This window comes from Micromonospora sp. NPDC049051, from assembly GCF_043197575.1.
Classification (GTDB): Bacteria; Actinomycetota; Actinomycetes; order Mycobacteriales; family Micromonosporaceae; genus Micromonospora.
The window spans coordinates 306,025-331,111 of record NZ_JBICTL010000002.1 but is presented as its reverse complement, the minus strand read 5'-3'; the positions used below and the strand labels follow the sequence as shown (position 1 = coordinate 331,111).

Annotated in this window: 23 protein-coding genes; 12 read left to right on the top strand and 11 right to left on the bottom strand. The window is 73.0% G+C overall.

The annotated features are described in order from the left end of the window. Window positions 1-3: 3 nt before the first annotated feature. The 7 genes from glgB to ACGFIR_RS08780 form a co-directional block, all read right to left on the bottom strand. Window positions 4-2,112: a 1,4-alpha-glucan branching protein GlgB gene (gene glgB / locus ACGFIR_RS08810; protein WP_393144031.1), complete on the bottom strand. Its 2,109-nt coding sequence runs from the start codon at window positions 2,110-2,112 to the stop codon at window positions 4-6. After that, window positions 2,100-4,199 carry a maltotransferase domain-containing protein gene (locus ACGFIR_RS08805; RefSeq protein ID WP_393144029.1) on the bottom strand — a complete coding sequence of 700 codons (2,100 nt, stop codon included), beginning with the start codon at window positions 4,197-4,199 and terminating at the stop codon, window positions 2,100-2,102. The genes glgB and ACGFIR_RS08805 overlap by 13 nt, the downstream gene beginning before the upstream one ends. Window positions 4,200-4,328: 129 nt before the next feature. Further along, a complete protein-coding gene (locus ACGFIR_RS08800) occupies window positions 4,329-5,174 on the bottom strand; it encodes an SDR family oxidoreductase (protein WP_393144027.1) in 846 nt (281 codons plus the stop codon). Window positions 5,175-5,277: 103 nt separating this feature from the next. Beyond that, on the bottom strand, window positions 5,278-6,981 hold the full coding sequence (locus tag ACGFIR_RS08795) for a 3-ketosteroid-delta-1-dehydrogenase (RefSeq protein WP_393144025.1): 1,704 nt from the start codon (window positions 6,979-6,981) through the stop codon (window positions 5,278-5,280). A gap of 12 nt (window positions 6,982-6,993) precedes the next feature. Then, complete coding sequence (locus tag ACGFIR_RS08790) at window positions 6,994-8,259, bottom strand: NADH:flavin oxidoreductase (RefSeq protein ID WP_393144023.1); 1,266 nt, start codon at window positions 8,257-8,259, stop codon at window positions 6,994-6,996. Further along, the gene (locus ACGFIR_RS08785; protein ID WP_393144021.1) at window positions 8,217-8,786 is read right to left on the bottom strand and encodes a helix-turn-helix domain-containing protein; all 570 of its coding nucleotides are present in this window, start codon (window positions 8,784-8,786) and stop codon (window positions 8,217-8,219) included. The genes ACGFIR_RS08790 and ACGFIR_RS08785 overlap by 43 nt, the downstream gene beginning before the upstream one ends. Before the next feature lie 558 nt (window positions 8,787-9,344). Further along, on the bottom strand, window positions 9,345-9,572 hold the full coding sequence (locus ACGFIR_RS08780; RefSeq protein WP_393006119.1) for a winged helix-turn-helix domain-containing protein: 228 nt from the start codon (window positions 9,570-9,572) through the stop codon (window positions 9,345-9,347). Between the two features lie 203 nt (window positions 9,573-9,775). Between ACGFIR_RS08780 and ACGFIR_RS08775 the strand changes: the two genes are divergently transcribed. From ACGFIR_RS08775 to ACGFIR_RS08760, 4 genes are all read left to right on the top strand, one after another. After that, window positions 9,776-9,973 (top strand): hypothetical protein, encoded by a 198-nt coding sequence (locus ACGFIR_RS08775; RefSeq protein ID WP_393144019.1) that lies wholly within the window; start codon window positions 9,776-9,778, stop codon window positions 9,971-9,973. A 16-nt stretch (window positions 9,974-9,989) separates the two neighbouring features. Beyond that, window positions 9,990-11,261 carry a helix-turn-helix domain-containing protein gene (locus ACGFIR_RS08770; RefSeq protein WP_393144018.1) on the top strand — a complete coding sequence of 424 codons (1,272 nt, stop codon included), beginning with the start codon at window positions 9,990-9,992 and terminating at the stop codon, window positions 11,259-11,261. Window positions 11,262-11,332: 71 nt separating this feature from the next. Next, the gene (locus tag ACGFIR_RS08765; RefSeq protein WP_327027552.1) at window positions 11,333-11,572 is read left to right on the top strand and encodes an AbrB/MazE/SpoVT family DNA-binding domain-containing protein; all 240 of its coding nucleotides are present in this window, start codon (window positions 11,333-11,335) and stop codon (window positions 11,570-11,572) included. Then, window positions 11,562-12,017, top strand: coding sequence for a type II toxin-antitoxin system VapC family toxin (locus tag ACGFIR_RS08760; protein WP_393144016.1), 456 nt, complete (start codon window positions 11,562-11,564; stop codon window positions 12,015-12,017). The genes ACGFIR_RS08765 and ACGFIR_RS08760 overlap by 11 nt, the downstream gene beginning before the upstream one ends. A 68-nt stretch (window positions 12,018-12,085) precedes the next feature. Here the strand turns inward: ACGFIR_RS08760 and ACGFIR_RS08755 are convergent, their stop codons facing one another. Then, entirely contained in the window at window positions 12,086-12,295 is a 210-nt protein-coding gene (locus ACGFIR_RS08755) for a hypothetical protein (RefSeq protein ID WP_393144014.1), read from the bottom strand. A 22-nt stretch (window positions 12,296-12,317) separates the two neighbouring features. Then, complete coding sequence (glgA, locus tag ACGFIR_RS08750; protein WP_393144012.1) at window positions 12,318-13,520, bottom strand: glycogen synthase; 1,203 nt, start codon at window positions 13,518-13,520, stop codon at window positions 12,318-12,320. Window positions 13,521-13,591: 71 nt separating this feature from the next. On the opposite strand from glgA, the gene glgC reads away from it, so the two are divergent. Further along, on the top strand, window positions 13,592-14,824 hold the full coding sequence (glgC, locus tag ACGFIR_RS08745) for a glucose-1-phosphate adenylyltransferase (RefSeq protein WP_393006107.1): 1,233 nt from the start codon (window positions 13,592-13,594) through the stop codon (window positions 14,822-14,824). Beyond that, complete coding sequence (gene pgm, locus ACGFIR_RS08740) at window positions 14,821-16,467, top strand: phosphoglucomutase (alpha-D-glucose-1,6-bisphosphate-dependent) (protein WP_393144010.1); 1,647 nt, start codon at window positions 14,821-14,823, stop codon at window positions 16,465-16,467. The genes glgC and pgm overlap by 4 nt, the downstream gene beginning before the upstream one ends. A 27-nt stretch (window positions 16,468-16,494) precedes the next feature. Here pgm and ACGFIR_RS08735 read toward each other — a convergent pair whose 3' ends face one another. Beyond that, the gene (locus tag ACGFIR_RS08735; protein WP_393006103.1) at window positions 16,495-17,424 is read right to left on the bottom strand and encodes an NAD(+)/NADH kinase; all 930 of its coding nucleotides are present in this window, start codon (window positions 17,422-17,424) and stop codon (window positions 16,495-16,497) included. Window positions 17,425-17,636: 212 nt separating this feature from the next. On the opposite strand from ACGFIR_RS08735, the gene ACGFIR_RS08730 reads away from it, so the two are divergent. The 4 genes from ACGFIR_RS08730 to ACGFIR_RS08715 are packed head-to-tail and all read left to right on the top strand — an operon-like array spanning window position 17,637 to window position 21,341. Further along, on the top strand, window positions 17,637-18,581 hold the full coding sequence (locus tag ACGFIR_RS08730; RefSeq protein ID WP_393144008.1) for an NAD-dependent epimerase/dehydratase family protein: 945 nt from the start codon (window positions 17,637-17,639) through the stop codon (window positions 18,579-18,581). Beyond that, a complete protein-coding gene (locus ACGFIR_RS08725) occupies window positions 18,581-20,110 on the top strand; it encodes a lipopolysaccharide biosynthesis protein (protein ID WP_393006099.1) in 1,530 nt (509 codons plus the stop codon). Before ACGFIR_RS08730 ends, ACGFIR_RS08725 begins: the two co-directional genes overlap by 1 nt. Beyond that, window positions 20,049-20,588, top strand: a complete 540-nt coding sequence (locus ACGFIR_RS08720) for a DapH/DapD/GlmU-related protein (RefSeq protein ID WP_393144006.1) — start codon at window positions 20,049-20,051, stop codon at window positions 20,586-20,588. Before ACGFIR_RS08725 ends, ACGFIR_RS08720 begins: the two co-directional genes overlap by 62 nt. Before the next feature lie 54 nt (window positions 20,589-20,642). Beyond that, window positions 20,643-21,341, top strand: a complete 699-nt coding sequence (locus tag ACGFIR_RS08715) for an acyltransferase (RefSeq protein WP_393144004.1) — start codon at window positions 20,643-20,645, stop codon at window positions 21,339-21,341. On the opposite strand, the gene ACGFIR_RS08710 is transcribed toward ACGFIR_RS08715, so the two are convergent. Next, entirely contained in the window at window positions 21,233-22,417 is a 1,185-nt protein-coding gene (locus ACGFIR_RS08710; RefSeq protein ID WP_393144002.1) for a glycosyltransferase, read from the bottom strand. The genes ACGFIR_RS08715 and ACGFIR_RS08710 overlap by 109 nt on opposite strands. A gap of 238 nt (window positions 22,418-22,655) precedes the next feature. Between ACGFIR_RS08710 and ACGFIR_RS08705 the strand changes: the two genes are divergently transcribed. Then, on the top strand, window positions 22,656-23,786 hold the full coding sequence (locus ACGFIR_RS08705; protein WP_393144000.1) for a glycosyltransferase family 4 protein: 1,131 nt from the start codon (window positions 22,656-22,658) through the stop codon (window positions 23,784-23,786). After that, window positions 23,783-25,078, top strand: a complete 1,296-nt coding sequence (locus tag ACGFIR_RS08700) for a glycosyltransferase family 4 protein (protein ID WP_393143998.1) — start codon at window positions 23,783-23,785, stop codon at window positions 25,076-25,078. The genes ACGFIR_RS08705 and ACGFIR_RS08700 overlap by 4 nt, the downstream gene beginning before the upstream one ends. The last annotated feature ends 9 nt before the right edge of the window (window positions 25,079-25,087 follow it).

Genomic DNA, 25,087 nt, shown 5'->3' with positions numbered 1-25,087 from the left:
CGGTCAGGTCTGGTCGCGGCGCAGCCAGAGGACGCCGAGCGGCGGCACCCGCATCGCCGCGGAGGCCGGCATCCCGTGCCACGGCACGTCCTCGGCGTGCACCTCGCCCAGGTTGCCCACCCCCGAGCCGCCGTAGTGGTGGGCGTCGGTGTTGAGCACCTCCGTCCAGGTGCCGCCGGCCGGCAGCCCGATCCGGTAGTCCTCCAGCGGCCGGGCGGAGAAGTTCGCCACGCAGACCAGGGTCGCGCCGTCGGGGGCGATCCGGACGAACGAGACCGTGTTGTTGGCGACGTCGTCGCCGGCGATCCAGCGGAAGCCGGCCGGCTCGGTGTCCTGCGCCCACAGCGCCGGGGTGTCCCGGTAGACGCGGTTCAGGTCGCCGACGAGGCGTTGCACGCCGGCGCGAGCCGGGTCGTGCAGCAGGTACCAGTCGAGGCCCCGCTCCTCGCTCCACTCCCGGTCGTCGGCCAGCTCGCAGCCCATGAAGAGCAACTGCTTGCCCGGGTGCGCCCACATGTACGCCAGCAGGGCGCGTACGTTGGCCAGCCGCTGCCAGGTGTCGCCGGGCATCTTCCCGGCCAGGGAGCCCTTGCCGTGCACCACCTCGTCGTGGCTGATCGGCAGCACGTAGTTCTCGCTCCAGGCGTACGCCAGGGAGAACGTGAGCTGATGGTGGTGGTGCTGCCGGTAGACCGGGTCCTTCGAGGTGTAGAGCAGGGTGTCGTGCATCCAGCCCATGTTCCACTTGAACCCGAAGCCGAGCCCGCCGTCGGCCGTGGCGCGGGTGACCCCCGGCCAGGCGGTGGACTCCTCGGCGATTAGCACCACCCCGGCGTGGTGCTTGTAGACCGTCGCGTTCACCTCCTGCATGAACGCGATGGCCTCCAGATTCTCCCGGCCGCCGTACCGGTTGGGCAGCCACTGCCCCTCCTGCCGGGAGTAGTCCAGGTAGAGCATCGAGGCCACCGCGTCCACCCGCAGCCCGTCGACGTGGAACTGCTCGCACCAGTAGAGCGCGTTGGCGACCAGGAAGTTGCGCACCTCGGGGCGACCGAAGTCGAAGACGTACGTGCCCCAGTCGGGGTGCTCGCCCCGGCGCGGGTCGGGGTGCTCGTAGAGGGCGGTGCCGTCGAAGCGCGCCAGCGCCCACTCGTCCTTGGGGAAGTGCGCGGGCACCCAGTCCAGGATGACGCCGATCCCGGCGGCGTGCAGGGCGTCGACGAGGTGGCGGAACTCGTCGGGGTCGCCGAAGCGGGACGTCGGCGCGTAGTAGCCGGTGACCTGGTAGCCCCAGGATCCACCGAACGGGTGCTCCATGACGGGCAGGAACTCCACGTGGGTGAAGCCCAGCCCCGTCACGTACGCGGTCAGCTGCTCGGCCAACTCCCGGTAGCTCAGGCCGGGGCGCCACGAGCCGAGGTGCACCTCGTAGACGCTCATCGGCTCCTGGTGCGGCTGCCGACGGCCACGCCGCTCCAGCCAGTCGGCGTCGCCCCACTCGTACGTCGAGCGGTGCACCACCGACGCGGTCGCCGGCGGCACCTCCGCGTACGCCGCCATGGGGTCGGCCTTGTCCCGCCACTGCCCGTCGGCGCCCAGGACGCGGTACTTGTAGCGGTCGCCGGCGCCGACGCCCGGCACGAACAGCTCCCACACCCCGCTGCCGCCGAGCGAGCGCATCGGCCAGCCGTCGTCGGGCGCCCAGCCCGCGAAGTCGCCGATCACCCGGACCCCGCGCGCGTTCGGCGCCCAGACGGTGAACGCCACGCCCTCGTCGAAGACCCGGGCGCCGAGGGCCTCCCAGAGCCGCTCGTGGCGGCCCTCGCCGATCAGGTGCAGGTCCAGCTCGCCCACGGTGGGCGGGTAGCGGTACGGGTCGTCGTGGAGGCGGCCGTCGACCTCGACGCGGTAGTCGAGCACCTCGCCCGGCACCTCCGCCTCGAACACCCCGACGTCGTGCACCCGCCGCATGGGCTGCCGTACGCCGTCCACCACGACGGCGACGTCGGCGGCGCCCCGGCGCAGCGTCCGGACGACCGTCCGCCCGTCGGCCGGATGCGCGCCGAGGATGGCGTGCGGGTCGTGCGTGGCGCCGGCGATCAGCTGGTCCATCGGGCGTCGTCCTCCTGGGCGGGAGCGGTGGGGGCGGTGCCGCCCGAGAGATCGTCGGGGACGTCGGCGACGGTCAGGTCCGGCGCCCCGGTCGCCGCTGCCGGGCCGGCGTCGGGATCGGCGGCCGGGCGGCGCACCGTCAGCACGTGCGCCGGTTGCAGGTACGGGTCGAGGCGTACGGCGTTGCGCTGGCCCCAGTCGTAGCTGGTGCCGGTCAGCTCGTCGTGCACCGTGAACCGGTCGTGCCAGTCGAGCCCGAGCGCGGGCATGTCGAGCGTGGTGTTGCCCCACTGCACGGCCTGCGGGTCGAACGAGCAGACCACGAGCACCGTGTTGCCCGTCTCCGGGTCGTGCTTGGACCAGCAGAGCAGCGCCGGGTTGTCGATGTCGTGGAAGCGCAGGTTGCGCAGGTGGTGCAGCGCCGGGTTCTCCCGGCGTACGCGGTTGAGCACGGCGATGAACGGGGCGAGGGAACGGCCCTGCGCCTGCGCGTCGGCCCAGGCGCGGGGGCGCAGCTCGTACTTCTCGTTGTCGAGGTACTCCTCCGCGCCGGGGCGGGCGGTGTGCTCGAACAGCTCGTAGCCGGCGTACATGCCCCACGAGGGGGAGAGCAGCGCGGCCAGCACCGCCCGGATCTTGAACATCGGCGGGCCGCCGTGCTGCAACGACTCATGCAGGATGTCCGGCGTGTTGGGCCAGAAGTTCGGCCGCATGTAGTCGGCCGCCGCCACCAGCTCCTCGCAGTACGCCCGCATCTCGGCGGCCGAGGTGCGCCAGGTGAAGTACGTGTACGACTGGGTGAACCCGATCTTGCCGAGCCCGTGCATGATCGCCGGCCGGGTGAACGCCTCGGCGAGGAAGAGCACGTCCGGGTCGACCTTCTTCACCTCGGCGATCAGCCAGTGCCAGAAGTCGAACGGCTTGGTGTGCGGGTTGTCCACCCGGAAGATCCGGATGCCCTCGCCGACCCAGTGCAGCACCACCCGCAGGATCTCCGCCCGGATGCCGTCGGGGTCGTTGTCGAAGTTCAGCGGGTAGATGTCCTGGTACTTCTTCGGCGGATTCTCCGCGTACGCGATGCTGCCGTCGGCCTGGGTGGTGAACCACTCCGGGTGCTCGGTCACCCACGGGTGGTCCGGCGCGCACTGCAACGCCAGGTCCATCGCCACCTCGATGCCCTGCTCGGCGGCGGCGCCGACGAAGTCCCGGAAGTCCTCCGGCGTACCCAGGTCGGGGTGGATGGCGTCGTGGCCGCCCTCGGCGGCGCCGATCGCCCACGGTGAGCCGACGTCGTCCGGCCCGGCGGTGAGCGAGTTGTTGCGGCCCTTGCGGTTGACCCGGCCGATCGGGTGGATCGGCGGCAGGTAGAGCACGTCGAAGCCCATCGCGGCGACGCCCGGCAGGCGCTCGACGGCGGTCGCGAACGTGCCGGAGCGCGCCGGGGCGTCGACGGTGGCCGGGACGGCGCCCTCGGAGCGGGGGAAGAACTCGTACCAGGCGGAGAAGAGCGCGCGCTTGCGGTCCACCCAGATGCGGCGCTCGTCGCCCGTGGTGACCAGTTCGCGGACGGGGTGCTCCCAGAGCAGGTCGGCCAGCGCGAGCGCCGGGGCGACCCGCCGGGGCAGCTCCTTGCCGGCATCGCCCAGCGCCGCCACCGCCGCGCGGACCCGACCCGCGTCGCCGGCCGGCACCAGCTCCACGGCCGCGCTCAGCACGCGTACGCCCTCGGCGAGATCGTTGGCCAGGTCCTCCGGCCCCTGCCCGGCGGCGATCTTCTTGGTGACCGCGTTCTGCCAGGTCAGGTACGGATCCTGGAACGCCTCGACGGCGAAGACCCACTCGCCGATCGCGTCGGGGCGGATCACGGCGTGCCAACGGTCCTGCCCGGGTTCGCCGGGACGCATCCGGGTGAACGGCCGGTCCTGCCCGTCGGGACCGCGCCAGGCGACGTTGCAGCCGAGGGCGTCGTGCCCCTCCCGGTAGGCGCGGGCGGACACCGGCACCGGCTCGTCGACCACCGCCTTGGCCGGGTAGCGACCGCAGGAGACGACGGGGGAGACGTCTTCGATCGGAAACCGTCCAGTCACCGATTCAACCTACTGCGCGAGATCCTTTCGCGCGCGGCCAAGCACCCCATCACCCTGACGACCCGGTCCACCGCCGTCCCGGCCGGCGGTGCGTCGCCTGATTCCCACGTGAGCCGGTGGGTGGCCGGGTCAGCGCCGGTTGCGCCATTCCTTGGCCCGCCGCAGGTAGCGGAGCACTCCGGCGGGGCCGGTGGAGGCGGGCCAGTCGTCGGTGCGGAACCAGGCGTCGGATCCGCCGTCGAGGAAGATCACCGAGCCGCAGAGGAAGTCTGCGGCCGGCGAGAGCATGAATGCCACCCAGTCGCCGACGTCTTTCGGGTTGCCGCGTCCGCCGATCGGCACCGCCAGCCCTTCGACGGCGTCCTTCTCGCCGCGGGCGATCTGCTCATCGAGTAGCGGGGTGGCGATGATGCCGGGGGCGAGGACGTTGACCCGGATGCCGGCGCCGGCCCACTGCGATGAGATCGCGCTGCGCCGCGCCCACCGCGTCACGGCCATCTTCGAGCTGGCGTACGCGAAGGGCGCGGAGCGGCTGCGGAAGCGGCCCACCACGCGCAGCGCCTTGGCGGCGTCGCGGGCGAGCAGGGCTCGCACAGCGCTTTCGGGGACCATCGGGGTGAGGGTGGTGGAGTTCGACCCGAAGACCACGACCTTGCTGTTGCCGGCGAGGGCCAGCGCGGGCCGCCACGCCTCCAGCAGGTCCACGACGCCGAAGTAGTTGACCTGCTGCACGAGGCCGTCGCGTCCCGGGATGCCGCCGAGCCCGGCGGCGCAGACCGCGCCGTCGAGCCGGCCGCCGGCGCGCTCCAGGACGTCGGCCGCCGCCGCCGCGCGTCCCTGCGGGGTGGACAGGTCGGCGACGACCTCGACGTCGCGCAGGTCCACGCCGATGACGGTGTGGCCGTCGGCGCGCAGCCGATCGGCCGAGGCCCTGCCCATGCCCGAGGCGGCGCCCGTCACCGCGTACGTACCCATGTCGTTCCCTTCCACTTCGCCATCGGCCGGTGGGACCTGGCTGCTCCGTCTCGTCGGATGCTGACACGACGTGGCCCCCGGGCTCGACGATCGCGACGAATTGCTAGCTGGTCGGTCGAGTGTTGGCGGCGGGAAGCTTGCCTGCCGCGTGCCGCCCGGCGATGTAGCCGTAGACGAGGCCCTGGCCGATGGTGGCGCCGGCCCCGGGGTAGGTGCGGCCGAAGGCGTTGGCGGCGGCGTTGCCGATCGCGTACAGGCCGGGCACGGGGGTTCCCGCGTCGGACAGCGCCCGGCCGAAGCCGTCGGCCCGGATGCCGCCGCAGGTGCCCAGGTCGGACAGGACGACCTCGACGGCGTGGAGGGTGCCGGACAAGGGCCTCAGGTTGGGGTTGGGCGTCACCGTCGGGTCGCCGTAGTAGCGGTCGTAGGCGCTGGTCCCGCGCTGGAAGTCGTCGTCGATGCCGGCGGCTGCCAGCTGGTTGAACCGCGCCAGGGTGGCGCGCAGCGCGTCGGCGTCGACGCCCATCGACCGGGCGAGGTCACCGGGGTTGTCGGCGCGGTGCGCGACGCCCGCGTCGTACCAGGACTTCGGCAGCGGGGCCCGTGGGAAGTGCGCCCCGGCGAACACGTAGCTGTTGCGGTACCGCTGGTCGAAGAGCAGCCACATGGTCGGTAGCGACCCGCCGTCGCGCGCGATGCCGAGCACCGTCTGGCCGAAGGTCATGTAGTCGCTGGACTCGTTGACGAACCGGCGGCCAGTGCCGTCCACCATGAGCGAGCCGGGCAGGGACCGTTCGGCGAGGAGCACCTGCGGCGTGCCGTCGCCCACCGGCGCGACGGCGGGGAACCACCAGGCCTGCTCCATCAGGTCGGTGGCGGCACCCGCCTGCTGGGCGGCGCGTAGCCCGTCGCCCGTGTTGCTGTCCGCGCCGAGGCTCCAGTCCCGCAGCTCGGGGTGGTGGTGGGCGTGCCGCAGCGGCAGGTCGTGGTCGAAGCCGCCGGTGGCGAGCACGACCCCCCGACTGGCGCGCACGGTGCAGGTCGTCTCTCCGTGGCGCAGCTCGGCCCCGACGACCCGGTTCCCCTCGACCAGGAGACGCTCCAACGCCGTCTCCGTCCAGACCGGGATGCCGGCGCGGCGGACCCCGGCGAACAGGCCCGCGGCGATCGCCTGCCCACCGGCGGCGTACTCGCGTCCCAACAGCAGGCCCCCGACTCCCTGGGCGACGCGGGTCATGATGCGGGGAAGCGCGCGGCCGGGTGTCTTCGCCATCAGGTTGAGCCACTTGTAGTCCGCGCCGGTGACCGGCATGGGCACGGGCGCGGAGAGGACGGCGGGACGCAGGCGGGCGCGGTCGGCGCCGAGGATCTTCAGGTCGAGTGGGCGGCACTCGCAGCTGCGCCCGACGGCGGTGCCGCCGGGCAGTTCCGGGTGGTAGTCGGCGTAGCCCCGGGCCCAGAGGAACCGCATCGGGGTGGTGCGCGTGAGCATCTCGATCGTGGCGGTGCCATGGTCGAGAAAGCTGCGCCAGCGCTCCTCGGGCGCGGAGCCGCCCACCACGGCCTCGAGGTACGCGGCGCCGCGCTCAGGCGTGTCGCCGGAGCCTTCGGCGGCCAGCACCGGGTTGGCGGGGATCCAGAAGGCGCCGCCGGAGCGTGCGGTGGAGCCGCCGACCCAGCGCGACTTCTCCACGACCACGACGGAGAGGCCGGCCTCGTGGGCGCTGAGCGCGGCGGCCAGGCCGGTGCCGGAGCCGATCACGATGAGGTCGACGGTCGTCGACCGGGGTTGCCGGGGTACGGACATGGGGACGTCCTCCTACTGGGCGACGGGCCGAGTGCCGGCGTTGACGAGCGTCGTGCTGCCCTCGATGTCCAGGGGGCAGTGGGTGCCGGTGAAGATGCTGGCGGCGCAGAGGTTGCAGTGGGTGCATTGTGATCGGGCGGTGCCGTCGCGCTGGATCTTGTTGATCAGGTCGGGCTCCCGCAGCAGCGCGCGGGCCATCGCGACGTACTCGAAGCCGTCATCCATGGCGGTCCGCATCCCGTCGAGGTCGGTCACGCCGCCAAGGAGGATCAGCGGCATCGACAGCTCACGGCGGAACTGGAGCGCGAGGTCGCGGAAGTAGAGCGGCTCGAAGGGGTAGTCGTGGAAGAGGAACCGGCCGAACAGCTTCATGCCGAGCCGCAGCAGCGGCGGCTGGGCCGCGGCCATCGCGGAGAGCGGAACGTCGCCCCGGAACAGGTACATCGGGTTGAGCAGCGAGGACCCGCCGGTGAGTTCGAGGGCGTCCAGGTGCCCGTCGGCCTGCAACATCTGGGCGAACGGGATCGACTCGTCGAGGTCGAACCCCCCGCGTACGCCGTCGGCCATGTTCATCTTCGCGATGACGGCGACGTCGTCGCCCACGGACTCCCTGACGGCGGCCAGGATCCGGCGCGGGAAGTCGGCGCGGTTACGTAGCGAACCCCCGAACTCGTCGCGGCGGCGGTTGAGCTTCGGCGACAGGAAGGACCCCGCCAGGTAGGTGTGGCCCAGGTGCACCTCGACGGCGTCGAAGCCGACGTCGCGGGCGGACGCGGCAGCCCAACCGTGGGCGTGCACGATGCGGCGGATGTCGTCGTGGGTCGCGGCGCGGTCGAAGCCCATCGCCAGCGGGTTGAACCGTGCCGACGACGCGAGCGACGGCAGCCCGTTCGAGCGGGAGTTCGCCACCGGCCCGGCGTGCCCGATCTGGGCGCTGACCTTGGCCCCGGTGGCGTGCACGGCTTCGGTGAGCCGGCGTAGCCCGGGTAGCGCCTCGGGCCGCCAGTGGAGCTGCCCGCGTTCGGTGCGTCCCTCGGGCGCGACGGCGATGTAGGCGACCGTCGTCATGCCGACGCCGCCCCGGCCGACGGCGGTGTGGTATTCGATCAGCCGGTCGGTGACCAGGGCGTCCGGTGTCGCACCCTCGAAGGTGGCGGACTTGATGACGCGGTTGCGCAGGCGCACCGGGCCGAGCGTGGCAGGGGCGAGCGGGTCAGGGGCAGGGGCCGGGATCGTCACGGGATGTCCTCGGGTGCGGTGATGTGGATGTCTAGCCATCGCAGCGCCGTGTCGACGGCGCGGGCGGGTGAACCGGCAGCGCCGTTGCGGGCCCAGTCGTACAGCGCCGCCTGGGCCGCCTCGCGGTAGGCGGTGGCGATGGCCTGGTAGATCGCCTCCGGTGCGCCCGGCCGGCGCCGGGCGATCTCGCGGGCGAGGGCCTCGGTCCAGGGCGCATAGGCTCGCACGGAAGCTTCGGCCAGCTCGGCTTCCTCCGCGACGATCCGCATCCAGTACCCGCCGGCGCTGAGCACGGGCACATCGTCGGAGACGGAGGCGACCACGGCGGTGCGCAGGGCGTCCGACAGCCCGGCGTCGAGGGGCAGCGCCCGGAACGCCTCGGTGAGTCGCCGGGTGGCGGCGGGCACACCCACCCAGGCGAGCGCGGCCTTGGAGGGGAAGTGCCGCATCAGGGTGCGGGCGCTGATGCCGGTGGCCGCGGAGATGTCGTCCCAGCCGGTGGCGTCGTAGCCGTGCTCCGCCCACAGCCGCAGGGCCGCGATGCCGACGGCTTCGGGGTCGAGCACGGTCGGACGGCCACGTCGGCGCGCGGGAGGGGTGGGCGAGACCATGCGACCAGTGAATCATTTATGGCGGGAAGCGTCAATAATCGCTCCCGGGGTCTCTCCGCAGGTCATGACCCTCGACCGGGATCCTCGGCCGGTGGTGGCCGGACCCCGGCAACGAGGACATGGGCGATGACGCGAAGGACTGGCTCGCGCAACTCCAGGCGCCATCGAGGAGTGCGGCGCCGGCGTCCGCGAGGTGCCGCGTGCGGGTCGGGGGCGGTGGGGCGGATGTCACGGCCATCGCCGCCGCGGCGCGACTGCGGGTCGACGCGAGTGGCGACCGCGCGGGAGGCGCTCAACCCCGATCCCTGCGCCGCCAACGAGGGCGGCGACTTCCTCAAGCGGGTACGGGAGGCGGCGCGCTCCCTCCACCCGAACTGCCGGTGCCCGGTGATTGGGCGTGGCGACCGCTCTGGACCTTGGTACGAAATGGCCCCTCCAAGGGCCGTTTCCTACCAAGATCTACCACTGTCCCGAGACTCGGAACGCTATGCCCAGGGGGTGGGAGAGTGGAGTTCAGGCGGGCGGTTCGGGCGCCACGAACGAGCCCTTGCCCTGGTGCACCTCGATCCAGCCCCGCTCATCGAGGATTCGGAGGGCGAGCCTGATCGGCGTCGGGCTGGCGCGGTACTGCTCGCACAGTTCCGCGATGGACGGCAGCTTGTCTCCGGGTTGCAGGGTGCCGGATCGGATCGAGCGGATCACGTCGTCGATGACCTGCTCGTACAAGGGTTGTCGGGGCATGGCGGGCCGCCTCTCGTCAGCCCATCGAGCATGCCACCCAACATGACACTCAGTGCACTCAGAGTTGACTCTGTACTCACTGCACTCTAAGTTGACCCAGAGGTCCTCTCGTCAGCAGCGGAGCGCCTCTTCCGCAGGGCGGGGTGGTCCCCGTGCTGCCCCGCCCTGAACTGGACCCTCACTCACCAGCGAGGAGGCTCACCATGCAGGAGCGTCCGCCTGACGGGCCGCTGCCGGCGGCGCACCCCGTCCCGGGTGCCCGCCCTCGACACCCCGACGGGGATCAGGTGCCCTGTCCGCCCCGCCCGCGGCGCGCGCCGCTCACCCGTCGCCAGTACGCCTACGGCCTCACGGTCGCGTTGCTCGTACTCGTGCTCGTCGCGGTCGGGATCCTGCGGTGAGCGGGACGGGCCGACGGTGACCGGCCTGCCGGTGGGCCGGCGGGTCGCCCAGTGGCGGGTGCGGCGCAACATGACCCAGCAGCAGTTCGCCGACCGCCTCGGCAAGTCGAAGAGCTGGGTGGACAAGGTCGAGCGCGGGGTACGCCCGCTGGAACGGATGTCCAACCTGCGGGAGGTCGCCGAGGCGCTGCGGATCGACATGGAGGTCCTGCTCGCGGAGCGGATCGGGCAACCGGACGTCGCCGTCGCCGGTGTGGCGCGGGTCCGGGCCGCCCTGGCCCGCTACCACGTCGAGGCGTCGTCCCGGCCGCCCGACGTCGCGCAGGTGCGGGCCCGTCTCGACCATGCCGGGCAGAGCTACCGGCACGCCCGGTACCCGATGCTGCTCGGCCTGCTGCCCGGGTTGCTCGACGCCGCCCGCGAGGCGCGGGTCGCCCGCCCCGGTCGGGTCGCCGACGAGCTGCTGGTGTCCGTGTACGGGCTCGTCGCTCTGGTGCTGGTCAAGGTCGGCCAGGGGGAGTTGGCGTGGCTGGCCGCCGACCGGGGGACGGCCGTGGCGCTGGCCACGGACGATGCGCTGCTGGCCGCCGTCGCCACCGTACCGCTGAGTCAGGCGCTGCGGGCCGTCGGCCGGCGGCGCTCCGCGATGGAGACGGCGCTCGTGGCCGCCCGCCGTCTCCCGCCGCCCGAGCCGACCGAGTCGACCGAGCCGGCCCTGCCCCCGTCCGAGCCGTCCGAGCGTGCCCTGCCCTCGCCTGGGTCGGTCGATGGTGAACCGCCGCCGCGTGGGTCGGCCGAGGGTGCCCTCCCGCCGGGCGGTGACGGTGTCCCGTCGCTGCGCGTGACGTTGCTGCTCCAGGCGGCCCTCGCCGCTGCCGGCCGGGGAGACGAGCGCCGGGTGGCCGCCCTGCTGGACCAGGCCGAGGCGGCGGCAGTAGTCGGCGGCGGCTCCGGCCGGGCGTCGGTCGAGGCGGCGCGGGTGGTGGCCGAGGCCGCCGTCGGTGACGTGCGGACGGCGACGGTACGGCACGAACGCCTCGTCTCCGGTGAGCAGTGGCGGTGGCTGCCGCCCGAGCACCGGGCGGCGTACCTGCTGGACGTGGCCCGCGTACACGCGCTCGCCGGCGACATGGTCCGGGCGGGGCGGGCGCTGCTGGACGCCGAACGCACCGCGCACAGCGAGGTGCACGACCGGCCGGCGGCGCGCGACCTCGTCGCCACCGTGGCCCGGTACGCCGCCGCTCCCGCCGGCCTGGCCCGTCTCGCAGCCGCCCTGCACGTCACCTGAGCCCGTCTCGCAGCCTGCCCGAATCCACCTCCGACACGTATCGTTTGTATTACGTGGTAGAGGGGGGCGTCATGAAACTCAACAGCAAGGGCCAGGTCACGATCCCGGCCGCGTTGCGGGCCCGACACGGGCTGCACGAGGGCGACGAGGTCGACGTCGTGGAGGAGGGGGGTGCGCTGCGGATCGTCCGGGTGAGTGGCGCGGAGACCAGGGGCCAGCGCCTGGTCCGGCACATGCGCGGGCGCGGCGGTGCGAAGCAGACCAGCGGTATGTCCACCGACGAGCTGATGGAGCTGCTACGTGGGGAGTGAGCGTCTCCGCGCGCTGGCACCGCGGCCCGCCGACTCCGCCACGACGCTGGTGGACACGAACGTGTTGCTCGACATCTTCACCGACGACCCGAACTGGGCGGGCTGGTCGAGTGACGCCCTCGCCGCTGCTCGGGACACCGGCGCCCTGGTGATCAATCCGATCGTCTACGCCGAGGTCTCCGTGCGGTTCGACACCATCGAGGAGTTCGACGAGGCGCTTCCCGCAGCGGACTTCCTCCGCGAGGAACTGCCCTACCCGGCCGGGTTCCTGGCCGGGAAGGCCTACGCCAGATATCGGTCCCAGGGAGGGGCCAAGCGATCGCCGATCGCCGACTTCTACCTCGGGGCGCACGCCGCGGTGTGTGGGTACCGGCTGCTCACCCGCGACGGCGCCCGTTACCGCACCTATTTCCCGAGGCTCGATCTGATCACCCCGACGGGCTGAGGCCGCGCGGCCCGCCGGCCGACGCCCTGCACGAACCACCTTCGGCGTCACCTGAGCCCCGTTGGCCGTCAGGCGAAGTGGCGTCCGGAGCGCCAGTCCTCGGCGTTCTCGCGCCACATCGACCAGGTACGCCACAGGAAGACGCCGCCGCCCACACCCCACGCCACAGCGAGGATGACGCCGAGCCACGCCATGACGGTGTCGTCGCCGATGCGTACGTCGCGCACGATCCCGGTGGGGTCGGCGGGGTCGTAGAGCACGGTGGCCGCGTCACCCACCACGGGTCTCCGGTGGTCGGCGTTACGCCAGCAGCGAGCGGTAGAGGTCGAGGGTGCGGGCGGCGATGGCGTCCCAGGAGAAGTGGGCGACGGCGCGCTTGCGCCCGGCCCGGCCGAGGTCGGCGGTGCGGGCCGGGTCGGCCAGCACCTCGTTCATCGCCGCCGCCAGGTCGGCCACGAAGCGGTCCGGGTCCAGCGGCCGGCCGCTGCCGTCGGTGGCCTGCGCGATGGGCACCAGCAGCCCGGTCTCGCCGTCGGCGACCACCTCGGGGATGCCGCCGGTGGCGGTGGCCACCACCGCCGTCTCGCACGCCATCGCCTCCAGGTTCACGATGCCCATCGGCTCGTAGACCGAGGGGCAGACGAAGACCGTGGCGTGGGTGAGCACCTGGATCACCTCGTGCTTGGGCAGCATCTCGGCCACCCACACCACGCCCGAGCGGTTCGCCCGCAGCTCGGCGACCAGGCCCTCCACCTCGGCGGCGATGTCCGGGGTGTCGGGGGCCCCGGCGAGCAGCACCAGCTGGGTGTCCGCCGGCAGGTCGCGCGCCGCGCGCAGCAGGTAGGGCAGGCCCTTCTGCCGGGTGATCCGCCCCACGTACACCACGCTGGGGCGGGCCGGGTCGATGCCGAGCCGGTCCACCACGTCCGTGCCGTGGTCCGGGGCGTACTGGGCCGTGTCGATGCCGTTGTGCACCACCCGGACCCGGTCCGGGTCGACCGCCGGGTAGGCGGCCAGCACGTCGCGGCGCATCCCCTCGCTGACCGCGATGACCGCGTCGGCGGCCTCGAACGCCGTGCGCTCGCACCAGGAGGAGAGCGCGTAGCCGCCGCCGAGCTGCTCGGCCTTCCACGGCCGCAGGGGCTCCAGGCTGTGCGCGGTCACCACGTGCGGCACGCCGTGCAGCAGCTTCGCGGTGTGCCCGGCGAAGTTGGCGTACCAGGTGTGGCTGTGCACCACGTCGGCGCCGGCACACGCCGCCGCCATCTCCAGGTCCACGCCCATCGTCCGCAGCGCGGCGTTCGCGCCGGTCAGGCCCGCCGGTTCGGCGTACGCGGTGACTCCCGGCCCGGTGCGCGGCGCGCCGAAGCAGTGCACCCGCACGTCGGCGAGTCGACGCAGTTCACGGGCCAGGTACTCCACGTGCACGCCGGCGCCGCCGTACACCTCCGGCGGGTACTCCCGGGTCAGCAGATCGACGCGAAGCGGTGCGGATGCCGTCATCCCCTGCACCCTAGTGCAGGAGTGTGCCCGTACGAGTGGTGAAGTCCCACGGGGATGGATAGCGTCTGGACATGGCTGCCAAGGTGCTCGCGATCGTCCTGGCCGGCGGAGAAGGTAAGCGCCTGATGCCGCTCACCGCGGACCGGGCCAAGCCGGCCGTCCCGTTCGGCGGGATGTACCGCATGGTCGACTTCGTCCTGTCCAACCTGGCGAACGCCGGATATCTCAAGATCGTCGTGCTGACCCAGTACAAGTCCCACTCGCTGGACCGGCACATCACCAAGACCTGGCGGATGTCGACCCTGCTCGGCAACTACGTCACCCCCGTGCCGGCACAGCAGCGCCGTGGCCCGTGGTGGTTCGCCGGCTCCGCCGACGCGATCTACCAGAGCTTCAACCTCATCCACGACGAACAGCCCGACCACGTGATCGTCTTCGGCGCCGACCACATCTACCGGATGGACCCCCGGCAGATGGTGGAGGACCACATCGCCTCCGGCGCCAGCGTCACCGTGGCCGGCATCCGCCAGCCGCTGTCGACAGCCGACCAGTTCGGCGTCATCGAGGTCGGTGAGGACGGCCGGCGGATCCGGGCGTTCCGCGAGAAGCCCACCGACGCCGTGGGCCTGCCCGACGCGCCCGACCAGATCTACGCCTCGATGGGCAACTACGTGTTCAGCACCAAGGCCCTGTGCGAGGCGGTCGAACGCGACGCGGAGGACAAGACCAGCAAGCACGACATGGGCGGCAGCATCATCCCGATGCTGGTCGAGCGCGGCGAGGCCAACGTCTACGACTTCCGCGACAACGAGGTGCCCGGCAGCACGGACCGGGACCGCGGCTACTGGCGCGACGTGGGGACGCTCGACTCCTTCTACGACGCCCACATGGACCTGATCAACGTGCACCCGGTGTTCAACCTCTACAACTTCGACTGGCCCATCTACACCGGGCAGCTGACCTACCCACCCGCCAAGTTCGTGCACCAGTGGGGCGAGCGGGTCGGCCGGGCGGTCGCCTCGATGGTCTCGCCCGGCGCGGTGATCTCCGGCTCGCTGGTGGAGAACTCGATCGTCTCGCCCAAGGTGAAGGTGCACTCCTGGGCGCACGTGGACGGCGCGGTGCTCATGGAGGGGGTCGACATCGGCCGGCACGCGGTCGTCCGTCGGGCCATCCTCGACAAGAACGTGATCGTGCCCGAGGGCGCCGAGATCGGCGTCGACCTGGAGAAGGACCGGCAGCGCTACACCGTCTCCGACAACGGCATCGTGGTGATCGGCAAGGGACAGAAGGTGGAACCGTGAGCAGTCACCCCCGGGCCGGTAAGCCCGCCCAGCCCGCCGACCTGGTCGACGTGCCGCGACTGGTGACCGCCTACTACGCGGAACACCCGGACCCGCAGGACCCGGCGCAGCAGGTCTCCTTCGGCACGTCCGGGCACCGGGGGTCGAGCCTGCGCCACGCGTTCAACTCCGACCACATCCTCGCGGTCACCCAGGCGCTCTGCGACTACCGGCGGGAGCGGGGCCTGGACGGGCCGCTCTTCCTCGGCCGCGACACCCACGCGCTCTCCGCCCCGGCCGCCGTGGACGCGCTCGAGGTGCTCGCCGCCAACGAGGTCAGCGTGCTGCTGGACAGCCGCGACGGCTACACGCCCACCCCGGCGGTGTCGCACGCCATCCTCGCCCACAACCGGGGGCGCACCAGCGGGCTCGCCGACGGCATCGTCATCACCCCGTCGCACAACCCGCCCGACGACGGCGGCTTCAAGTACAACCCCACCCACGGCGGTCCGGCCGACACCGACGTCACGAAGTGGATCCAGGACCGCGCCAACGCCATCCTCGCCGACGGCCTGAAGGAGGTCCGGCGCGTCCCGTACGCCCGGGCCCGCGCCGCCGACACCACCGGGTCGTACGACTTCCTGGCCCGCTACGTCGACGACCTGCCGGCGGCGATCGACGTCGACGCGATCCGCGACGCCGGGGTGCGCATCGGCGCCGACCCGCTCGGCGGGGCGAGCGTGGCCTACTGGGGCGAGATCGCCGAGCGGCACCGGCTGGACCTGACCGTGGTCAACCCGACGGTCGACCCGACCTGGCGGTTCATGACGCTGGACGGCGACGGCAAGATCCGGATGGACTGCTCCTCGCCGAACGCGATGGCCTCCCTGATCGCCGCCCGCGCCGACTACCAGGTCTCCACCGGCAACGACGCCGACGCCGACCGGCACGGCATCGTCACCCCCGACGGCGGCCTGATGAACCCCAACCACTACCTCGCGGTGGCGATCGCCCACCTGTTCCGCACCCGGACGCAGTGGGGACCGGCCGCGGCGGTCGGCAAGACGCTGGTCTCCTCCTCGATGATCGACCGGGTCGCCGCCGACCTGGGCCGCCCGCTGCTGGAGGTGCCGGTCGGCTTCAAGTGGTTCGTGCCGGGGCTGCTCGACGGCGCGGTGGGCTTCGGCGGCGAGGAGAGCGCCGGGGCGTCCTTCCTGCGCCGCGACGGGAGCACCTGGACCACCGACAAGGACGGCATCCTGCTCTGCCTGCTCGCCGCCGAGATCATCGCCACCACCGGCCGCACCCCCAGCCAGCACTGGACGGAGTTGGCCGAGCGCTTCGGCGCGCCCGCGTACGCCCGCATCGACGCGCCCGCGACCCGGGAGGAGAAGGCTGTGCTCGGCAAGCTCTCGCCCGAGCAGGTGACCGCCACCGAGCTGGCCGGCGAACCGATCACCGCGACCCTCACCACCGCCCCGGGCAACGACGCGCCCATCGGCGGGCTCAAGGTGACCACGGAGTCCGGCTGGTTCGCCGCCCGGCCGTCGGGCACCGAGGACGTCTACAAGATCTACGCCGAGTCGTTCCAGGGCCCGGAGCACCTGGCCCGGATCCAGCAGGAGGCGAAGGACCTCGTCACCGAGGTGCTCGAGCGCAGCTGAGCCCGGTCGCGCCCCCACCCCGCCCGGTCAGCGGGGCGGGGGCAGCTCGCGGCGGTTCAGCCGCTCCCGCAGGCTCTCCGGCAGCAGTTCGCGGAGCTGCTCGGGAAGCAGCGGCAGGTCCAGCAGGCTCAGCTTCAGCTGGTTGCGTTCCTGGTAGCGGCGCGGGTCCAGGCGGACCACCAGGCCGGCGTCGGGCCGGTAGCGGATCTGCACCACGCCGTCGGTCGCGGCGTCGCGGATGACGATGCCGTCCACCTCCACCGCCACCGGCCCGGACCCCTCGCGCAGTTGCAGGCGGACCGTCTCGTGGGGGGAGAGCACCAGTGCACGGGAGATCCCGGCCATCGGGGCGGACGGCGTCACCACCACCGCCTCGGTGGCCGGCGAGACGAGCGGGCCGCCCGCGGCGTAGCTGTAGGCGGTCGAGCCGGTCGGGGTGCTGACCACCAGCGCGTCGCAGCGGTAGTAGCCGTACTGCTGCCCGTCGACCGCGAGGGAGGCGCTGACGAAGCCCGCACCGGGTTGGCGGATCAGCGCGACGTCGTTGAACGCGACGAGGTCGTCGCCGCAGACGTCGCAGGCCAGGCAGCTGTGGCTCTCCACCGTGAAGTCCTGCGCGACCAGCCGGTCCAGCGCCGTGGAGAGGTCCTGCGGCTCCACCTCGACCAGGAAACCGAGCTTGCCGACGTGCACGCCGAGCACCGGCTTCGGATCCCGGACCGCCGAACGCAGCGCCCCGAGCATCGTGCCGTCCCCGCCGATGGCGATCAGCGCGTCGGAACCGGCCGCCACCTCGTCCGCCGGCAGCGGCTCGACCGTGGCCGGCACCCGGTCCCGGTCCTCCGTGCGTACGGCCAGGTCGATGTGGTGCCGGGCGGCCCAGGTCACGATGGTGCCGACCACCGCGGAGACGTCCCGGGTGGGATGCAGCACCAGCCCGAGCCGGCTCCGGTCCATGCCTACAGCTCACCACATCCGGGGGCCTCCGCACGGGCGTACCGCGGGGCGGGGAGTGGGCGCGTGAGACACCACCGCGTCACGCCCGTGCCACCGTGCGTGACGCGCCGGTGCGCCGGTCGTTGGTTGAGGCGGGCGCGGGCCGAAGGGGCCGACGTGCCGTGCCCGCGCGCAGGTGGCGCACCGGGCGGGACCTACGAGGAGGACCGATCTTGAAGATCGTCGTTACCGGTGGTGCCGGGTTCATCGGCGCCAACCTGGTACGCGCCCTGGCCGACGCGCCGGCCGTCACCGACATCGTCGCGGTGGACGACCTCTCCACCGGGTCGCTGGACAACCTGATCGACCTGCCGGTCCGGCTGTTCACCGGGACGATCCTCGACCCCGACCTGCTTGACGAGGCGGTGCGCGGGGCGGCCAGCGTCGTCCACCTCGGCGCCCTCGGGTCGGTGCCCCGCTCCATCGACGATCCGCTGCGCAGCCACCACGCCAACGCCACCGGCACCCTCAGCGTGCTGGAGGCCGTACGCCGCCACCGGGTCCCCCACGTCGTGGTCGCCTCGTCGTCCTCCGTCTACGGCGCCAACCCCGTCCTGCCCCGGCAGGAGTCGCTGCGACCGATGCCGGTCAGCCCGTACGCGGTCTCCAAGCTCGCCACGGAGGCCTACACGCTCGCGTACGCCTCCTGTTACGGCATCGGGGTGCTGCCGTTCCGCTTCTTCAACGTCTACGGGCCCCGCCAGGCCGCCAACCACGCGTACGCCGCCGTGGTGCCGAGGTTCGTCTCGGCGGCGCTGGCGGGCCGGCCGCTCCAGGTGCACGGCGACGGCACCCAGACCCGCGACTTCACCTACGTCGGCAGCGTCACGGATGTCATCGTCGACGCGGTCCTGCGCCGCGTCTGCGCGCCGGACGTGGTGAATCTCGCCTTCGGCGCGCGGATTTCGCTGCTGGAGCTGATCGCGGAACTGGAGGAGGTGCTCGGCCGCCGCCTCGAGGTGGTGCACGGCCCGCCCCGCGCCGGCGACGTCCGCCACTCCGACGCCGACAACGAGGTGCTGCGCGGGCTCTTCCCCGACGTGACGCCGGCGCCGCGTGCCGAGGCGCTGCGGGAGACGGTGCGCTGGTACGAGGCGCACGCGGAGCAGCCGGTCTGATGGCCGACCGGCCACCGGTCGCCAGCCGGGCTCCGGCGGCCCTGGTCGACGCCGCCACGGGTGCGGCACCGCGACAGGACGCCGCACCGGCGGAGCCGCGCCACGCCGACCCGCACCGGGAAGCCGGCCGGTCCCGCAGCCGCGCACTGGTGACGGGCATCGCGTCGTCGCTCGGGGGCAAGGCGGTGGGCCTCGTGGCGCCGCTGCTGATCACGCCGGTCGCCTTCAATGATCTCGGCGCGCAGCGGTACGGCCTGTGGATGGCGGTCACCTCGCTGACCGGCATGGCGCTCTTCGCCGACTTCGGGCTGGGCAACGGGCTGCTCACCCGGCTCGCCCGGCTGCACGCCACCGGCGACCGGCAGGCGGCGGCCCGCGAGATCGCCAGCGCCTACGCCATGCTCGGCGCGCTGGCCGTCGGCCTGCTGGCGGTCCTGGTGGCCACCGTACGGGCGGTGCCGTGGCCCACGCTGTTGAACGTCACCGATCCGGCGGTCGCCCGGGACACCCGGGCGGTGGTGCTGCTCTGCTTCGGCGCGTTCCTGGCCAACATCCCGCTGGGTCTGATCCAGCGCGTCCAGTACGCGCACCAGCAGGTCGCGCAGAGCAACCTGTGGCAGGCGGGGGGCAGTGTCGTCTCGGTCGGGCTGGTCTTCGCGGCCGTGGCCGCCGACGCCGCTCCCGTGCTGGTGGTCGGTGCCGCCGTGCTCGCCGTGCCGCTGGTGAACCTGGGCAACTCGATCTGCTACTTCGGGTGGCAGAACCGCCCCCTGCGGCCCCGCCCACGGCACGTACGCCGGGCGGCGGCACACGGCCTGCTGCGGCTCGGGGTCAGGTTCTTCGCGCTCTCCGTGCTGAGTTCCGTCGTGCTCAACATCGACGGTTTCCTCGTCGGGCGGGTGATCGGCCTGGAGGCGGCGGCGAACTACGCGGTCGTCCTGCGGATGTTCGGCCTGCTCGCGCTCTTCGTCACCCTGGTGAACCTGCCGCTCTGGCCGGCCAACGGCGACGCGCTGGCCCGTGGCGACGTGAGCTGGGTGCGGCGCAGTACGCGGCGGATGGTGTTGCTGTCGGCGGGTGTCGTGCTGCTGCCCGGGCTGGGTCTCGTCCTCCTCGGCGACGAGGTGCTCCGCCTCTGGGTGCGCTCCGCCGAACTCGCACCGGTGCCGGGGGCGCTGCTCGTCGCTCTCGCCGTCTGGTCGGTGCTGGTCGCCGTGGCGGCTCCGCTGTTCATGGTGCAGAACAGCATCGGTCTGCTCCGGCCGCAGTTCCTCGGCTGGGCGGCGTGTCTGGCGGTCACCGTGCCGCTCAAGGTCGTGCTGGCCGACCGGGTGGGGCTGACCGGTGTGGCCGTCGCCGCTGCCGTGGCCTACGCGGCCACCGTCCTGCCGGCGGCCCTCGTCGGCTACCGCCGGGCCCTGACCGTCGTTTCCGATCCCATTCCGCACGATCCCGAGGTGGAACAGAGTGTTCAGTACAGTGCGCGGCATCGTCACCGCCCTGCGGGACCGGCGAGCGGCGGCCCGTGACCCGGAGGGGTTCGCCCGTTCGCTCGGGGTCGACCTGCGCGGGCGGGTGCGCTTCTACGGCATCGACCGGGGCATGTTCGGCTCGGAGCCCTGGCTGGTGACCCTGGGCGACAACGTCTACGTCACGGCCGGGGTCCAGTTCGTCACCCACGACGGGGGGACGCTGATCCTGCGCAAGGAGCACCCCGATCTGGAGTGGACCGCGCCGATCAGCGTCGGCGACGACGTCTACATCGGCGTCCGGACCATCGTCATGCCGGGGGTACGGATCGGCGACCGCTGCATCATCGGTGCCGGCTCCGTGGTCACCCGCGACATTCCCGACAACAGCGTCGCCGCGGGGGTGCCGGCCCGGGTCATCCGCACCACCGACGAGTACCTGGCGGCGATGCGGGCGAAGTCGCTGCGCGTGGGGCATCTGCCGGCCCAGGAGAAGGCAGCCGCGATCCGGGAGATCTACGGTGTCGGAACCCGCTGACCAGGGCGTTCCGGCCGTGAACAGCGCTGCGGCGCGTAAGGAGGGGTGAGGCGTATGCGTGTCGACACCCGTCGGCCGGGCCCGCTCGCCGGGCGCCTCGCGGGGATGGCGGACGGCCTGCTCACGGCTGGCACCCGGCTGCGCCGCGCGGTGCGTGGGTGGGCCACGGCCCGACGCTTCGCCGCTCGGGGGGACCGGGTGACGTTCGACCCGGACGGCGTCTACACCTACGGGACGATCGAGCTCGGCTCGGACGTGGACCTGGGTTACCGGCCCGTGCTGATGGCCGCCCGCAGCCGCATCCGGATCGGCAGCAACGTCATGTTCGGGCCGGAGGTCACCATCCGGGGTGGCAACCACCGCATCGACCGGGTGGGCGTGCCGATGATCGCGGTGCGTAAGCAGCCGGGGGACGAGGACCTCGACCGGGGCGTCACGATCGGCGACGACGTCTGGGTGGGTACGCGGGCGATCATCCTGCACGGTGTCACCGTGGGTCGTGGCGCGGTGATCGGCGCGGGAGCCGTGGTCACCCGTTCGGTGCCGCCGTACGCGATCGTCGCCGGGAACCCGGCGCGGGTGATCCGACTCCGCTGGCCGGTCGAGACGATCATCTCGCACGAGCGGGAGTTGTATCCGCCGGATCAGCGCCTGCGGGCTGCCGACCTGGCCGCGTTGGCGGAGTTCACGGCCCCGGCCCCACGTCCGGCGTCGGTGACGAATCCACTCACCGCCGGCCGCCACGACCGGTAGTCGAAGGACCGGGCCCGCTCCCGGGCGTGCTGGCTCATCCGCCACCACCGGGTCTCGTCGAGGGCGAGTGCCCGGGTCAGCCCGTCCCGGACGTCCTCGGCGTGGGGGCCGGCCAGGACGATGCCCTCCCGGCCGTCGACGATGTGCCGGGCCAGGTCGCTGGTGTGGTTGAGCAGGACGGGACAGCCGGCCGCCAGGCTCTCCGGCACCTTCGAGGGGAACCCCGCCCGGGCGTATCCGGCGGTCGGTCGTACCAGCACCGAGAAGTGCGCGCGGGCCAGCTCCTCGAGCACCCGCTGGCGTGGCAGCCGGCCCAGGAAAGTGACCTGGTCACCGAGTTCGGCCAGGGCGGGTTCGTCCAGGTCGGAGGCGACGGTGGCCTGGTCGCGGCTGATGCCGGCGATCACCAGCCGGACCCGGGCGCGATCGGCGGGGGGCAGCAGGCGGATCCCCGCGAGTACGACACCCAGCAGGTCCTTGGGGCCGGCGGAGCCGGCGTAGAGGAGTCGCAGGCCGTCGCGTGGCGGCGGGGGTGCGGGGTTGTCGTAGCCGGCGCAGTCGACCTGCGGCGGGACCACCATGGTCTGCCGGCCGTGCCGGAGGAAGTGTCGCTCCAGCGTCTCGGAGATGACGATGACCCGGTCGGCCGTGCGGCCGGCGACGAGGGCGGACCACCGGTGCCGGATGAAGTACGGAGCCAGCCGGCCGTGCGGAAACTGCTCCGGGTCGTGCCGCTCCACCACGTCGACGGTCAGGGGACAGCGCAGCGCCACCCGCAGGACGGCCCAGGTGGTGAGGGTCCACAGCCCCAGTGGCAGGTAACACCCGACGAGTTGGTCGGTGCGTATCCCCGCCCGCCGCAGCGCGGCCAGTACCCGCAGCGGGCGGGTGCGCTGACGCAGCCAGCGACCGAGCCGGCCACCGCCGCCGCCGACCAGCGTGACGAGTCGTACGTCGGGGGGCAGGTCCGGTGCGGGATCGGGACGGCTGCCGTCGGCCGGCCAGTCGTTGACGACCACCGTGGTGGCGCCGTCGGGAGTGGCGGAGCGCGCCAGGTGCAGCAGCCGGTTCGACATGGCGTCCCCGTGCGGGAACCGGTACGCCCCGACCACCAGCAGCTTCGGTGTGCCGTCGCTCCGATCTCCCCGTGGCCGCACTGAGGGGTGAGGCGGTTCCTGTGTTCCCATATCATCCATCCGCTTTTGTGGAGTGTCATCCGTATTGTAATCACTTGTCCGTGTTACTTTACGTGCTCCCACTGTCACCAACGATCACGCAGTCAGACGGTGCCGCCCAGGTCGAAGTGGAGTGCCCGTGGAGTTGTCCGCCCCGCCGCCCGGTCCGGACCGGGCGCCCCCACCGGGCGGCCGGTCCCGACCGGTCGTCGTGCAGCACTCGGCCGGTCGCCCCGGAGCCAACGGGCCGCTGACCGCCGTCCAGCGGGTGCTCGCCTCGCCGCTCGCCGAGCGGTACGAGTTCGTCCGCATGCACCAGGACGCCGGCAACGGGGGCGTCGACGCGTCCCTGCTGCGCGAGTGGGTGCGGCTGCTGCGCCGGACGCGTCCGGACCTGGTGCACGTACGCGGACTCCAGAACGAGGGGTTCCACGGCGTACTCGCCGCCCGGCTGGCCGGCTGTCCCCGGATCCTGGTCACCGTGCACGGCACCGTGCGCGACCTGCGACACGACGGGCGGAGTTGGCGACGGCGGCTGCTGACGCACGGCGCGGAGCCGGCCACGCTGCGGATGGCCAGCCACGTCGCCACCGTCTGCGAGTACGCCGCCGGGCGGGACTTCCTCCGCCCGTACGCCCGGAAGTTCGTGGGTGTGATCCCCAACGGTGTCCCGGTGCCGCGCGACCCGACGGCGGCCCGGGAGCGGATGCGCGCCCAGCTCGACCTGCGCCCCGGTGACGTCGCGATGATCGCGGTGTCCCGGCTCACCTGGGACAAGGGGTACGGCGTCCTCGCCGACGCCCTGCGCCGGCTGCCGGTCGGCGGCGCCCGGCGGGTGCTGCTCGTCGCCGGCGACGGTCCGGACCGGGCCGGGATCGCCGCGGCGCTCTCCGGCGCGGACGGCACCGAGGTGCGGCTGCTGGGCAACCGGCTGGACGTGCCGGACCTGCTCGCCGCGGCCGACGTCTTCGTCTTCCCGACGCTGCACGAGAACATGTCCAACGCGTTGCTGGAGGCGATGGCGCACGGCCTGCCGGTGGTCGCGTCGGCGGTGGGCGGCAACCTCGAGGTGCTGCGCTCCGGCGGCGGCCGGCTGGTGCCGGCGGGCGACCCGGACGCCCTGGCGGCGGCCCTGGCGGGGCTGCTCGACGAGCCGGGGGAGCGGCGCCACCTGGGGCAGCTGGGCCACAAGGTGGCCGGCGAGAGCTACAGCCTCGACGTGATGCTCCGGGCTCTCGACGGCGTCTACCAGCGGATGCTGCGCCGGTGACCGCGCCGGAGAGCGGCCCCGTCCGGGTGGTCCTGCTCGGCTTCACCGTGCCGGACGACCTGTTCGCCGAGGTCATGGCCCGGGACACGATCATGGCGGTGCAGACCCACACCTTCGCCTGGGGGCTGGTCCGCAGTCTGCGCGCCGCAGGCTGTCCCGTGTCGCTGCTCTCGGCGGCTCCGGTCTCCAACTGGCCGGGCAACCGCCAGCTCCGGTTCCGCTCCGGCACGTTCCGGCAGGAGGGCGTCGACGGGCGGCTGCTCGGCTTCGTCAACCTGCTCGGACTGAAGCACCTGACCCGGTTCCTGTCCGTGTGGCGGACCGGACGGCGGATGCTGCGGGGCGGGAAGGCGGACGTCCTGCTGGTGCACGGGGTGCACTCGCCCTTCCTCTGGTTCGCCGCGCTGTGCGGGCGTCGCCTGGGCGTACGGGTGGTGCCGGTGCTGACCGACCCGCCGAGCGTCGACCTGCCCACGGACGGCTGGCTGGTCCGGCGGCTGCGCCGGCTGGACCGGGCGCTGGTCCGCGCCGCGCTGGCCCGCTGCTCCGGGGCCGTCACGCTGACCGACGCGCTGGGCGAGGACTTCGCTCCCGACCTGCCCCGGCTCGTCATGGAGGGCATCTTCAACCCGGCGGACCCCGCCGTCGCGGCGACGGGACGGCCGACCGCGACCGGCACCCGGGAGGTGGTCTACGCCGGTGGGCTGAGCCGGGCGTACGGCGTCGACCGGCTGGTCGAGGCGTTCCGGGCGCTGCCCGGCACCGACCTGCGCTTGCGGGTGTACGGCCGGGGCGAACTCGACGGCTGGCTCCGCGACCAGGCGGCGGCCGACCCGCGCGTGGCACCGCCCGAGCTGCTGCCCCGGGAGGCGTTGCTGCCCCGGCTGGCCAGGGCCGCCGTGCTGGTCAACCCGCGCCCGGTCGACCAGGACTTCGTCCGCTGGTCCTTCCCGTCGAAACTCATCGAGTACCTGTCCGCCGGCGTGCCGGTGGTGACGACCGCCCTGCCGGGCATACCCGACGAGTACCGGCCGTGGTTGCTGTTCGCCGAGACTGACACGGCCGACGGGCTGCGCGAGGCGGTGGACCGGGCGCTGCGACTCGGCCCGGCGGAACACGCCCGGATCGCCCACGGCGGCGCCGCCTTCGTACGCGAGACCCGCGGGCCGTCGGCGCAGGGCCGGCGCATGCGCGACTTCCTCGCCGGGCTGTCCGCCGCCGTGCAGGTCGACCTGCCGGTCCAGGCGAGGCGGACGCCGCCGCGCCGCCGCACGCTGACCCGTCGGCGCTGACGCCACCGG

Bases quoted from the DNA above. Each gene is read 5' to 3' on its own strand.
- glgB (WP_393144031.1), bottom strand. From the start codon at position 2,112: ATGGACCAGCTGATCGCCGGCGCCACGCACGACCCGCACGCCATCCTC.
- ACGFIR_RS08800 (WP_393144027.1), bottom strand. From the start codon at position 5,174: ATGGGTACGTACGCGGTGACGGGCGCCGCCTCGGGCATGGGCAGGGCC.
- ACGFIR_RS08795 (WP_393144025.1), bottom strand. From the start codon at position 6,981: ATGTCCGTACCCCGGCAACCCCGGTCGACGACCGTCGACCTCATCGTG.
- ACGFIR_RS08790 (WP_393144023.1), bottom strand. From the start codon at position 8,259: ATGGCTAGACATCCACATCACCGCACCCGAGGACATCCCGTGACGATC.
- ACGFIR_RS08780 (WP_393006119.1), bottom strand. From the start codon at position 9,572: ATGCCCCGACAACCCTTGTACGAGCAGGTCATCGACGACGTGATCCGC.
- ACGFIR_RS08775 (WP_393144019.1), top strand. From the start codon at position 9,776: ATGCAGGAGCGTCCGCCTGACGGGCCGCTGCCGGCGGCGCACCCCGTC.
- ACGFIR_RS08765 (WP_327027552.1), top strand. From the start codon at position 11,333: ATGAAACTCAACAGCAAGGGCCAGGTCACGATCCCGGCCGCGTTGCGG.
- glgA (WP_393144012.1), bottom strand. From the start codon at position 13,520: ATGACGGCATCCGCACCGCTTCGCGTCGATCTGCTGACCCGGGAGTAC.
- glgC (WP_393006107.1), top strand. From the start codon at position 13,592: ATGGCTGCCAAGGTGCTCGCGATCGTCCTGGCCGGCGGAGAAGGTAAG.
- ACGFIR_RS08735 (WP_393006103.1), bottom strand. From the start codon at position 17,424: ATGGACCGGAGCCGGCTCGGGCTGGTGCTGCATCCCACCCGGGACGTC.
- ACGFIR_RS08725 (WP_393006099.1), top strand. From the start codon at position 18,581: ATGGCCGACCGGCCACCGGTCGCCAGCCGGGCTCCGGCGGCCCTGGTC.
- ACGFIR_RS08715 (WP_393144004.1), top strand. From the start codon at position 20,643: ATGCGTGTCGACACCCGTCGGCCGGGCCCGCTCGCCGGGCGCCTCGCG.
- ACGFIR_RS08710 (WP_393144002.1), bottom strand. From the start codon at position 22,417: ATGTCGAACCGGCTGCTGCACCTGGCGCGCTCCGCCACTCCCGACGGC.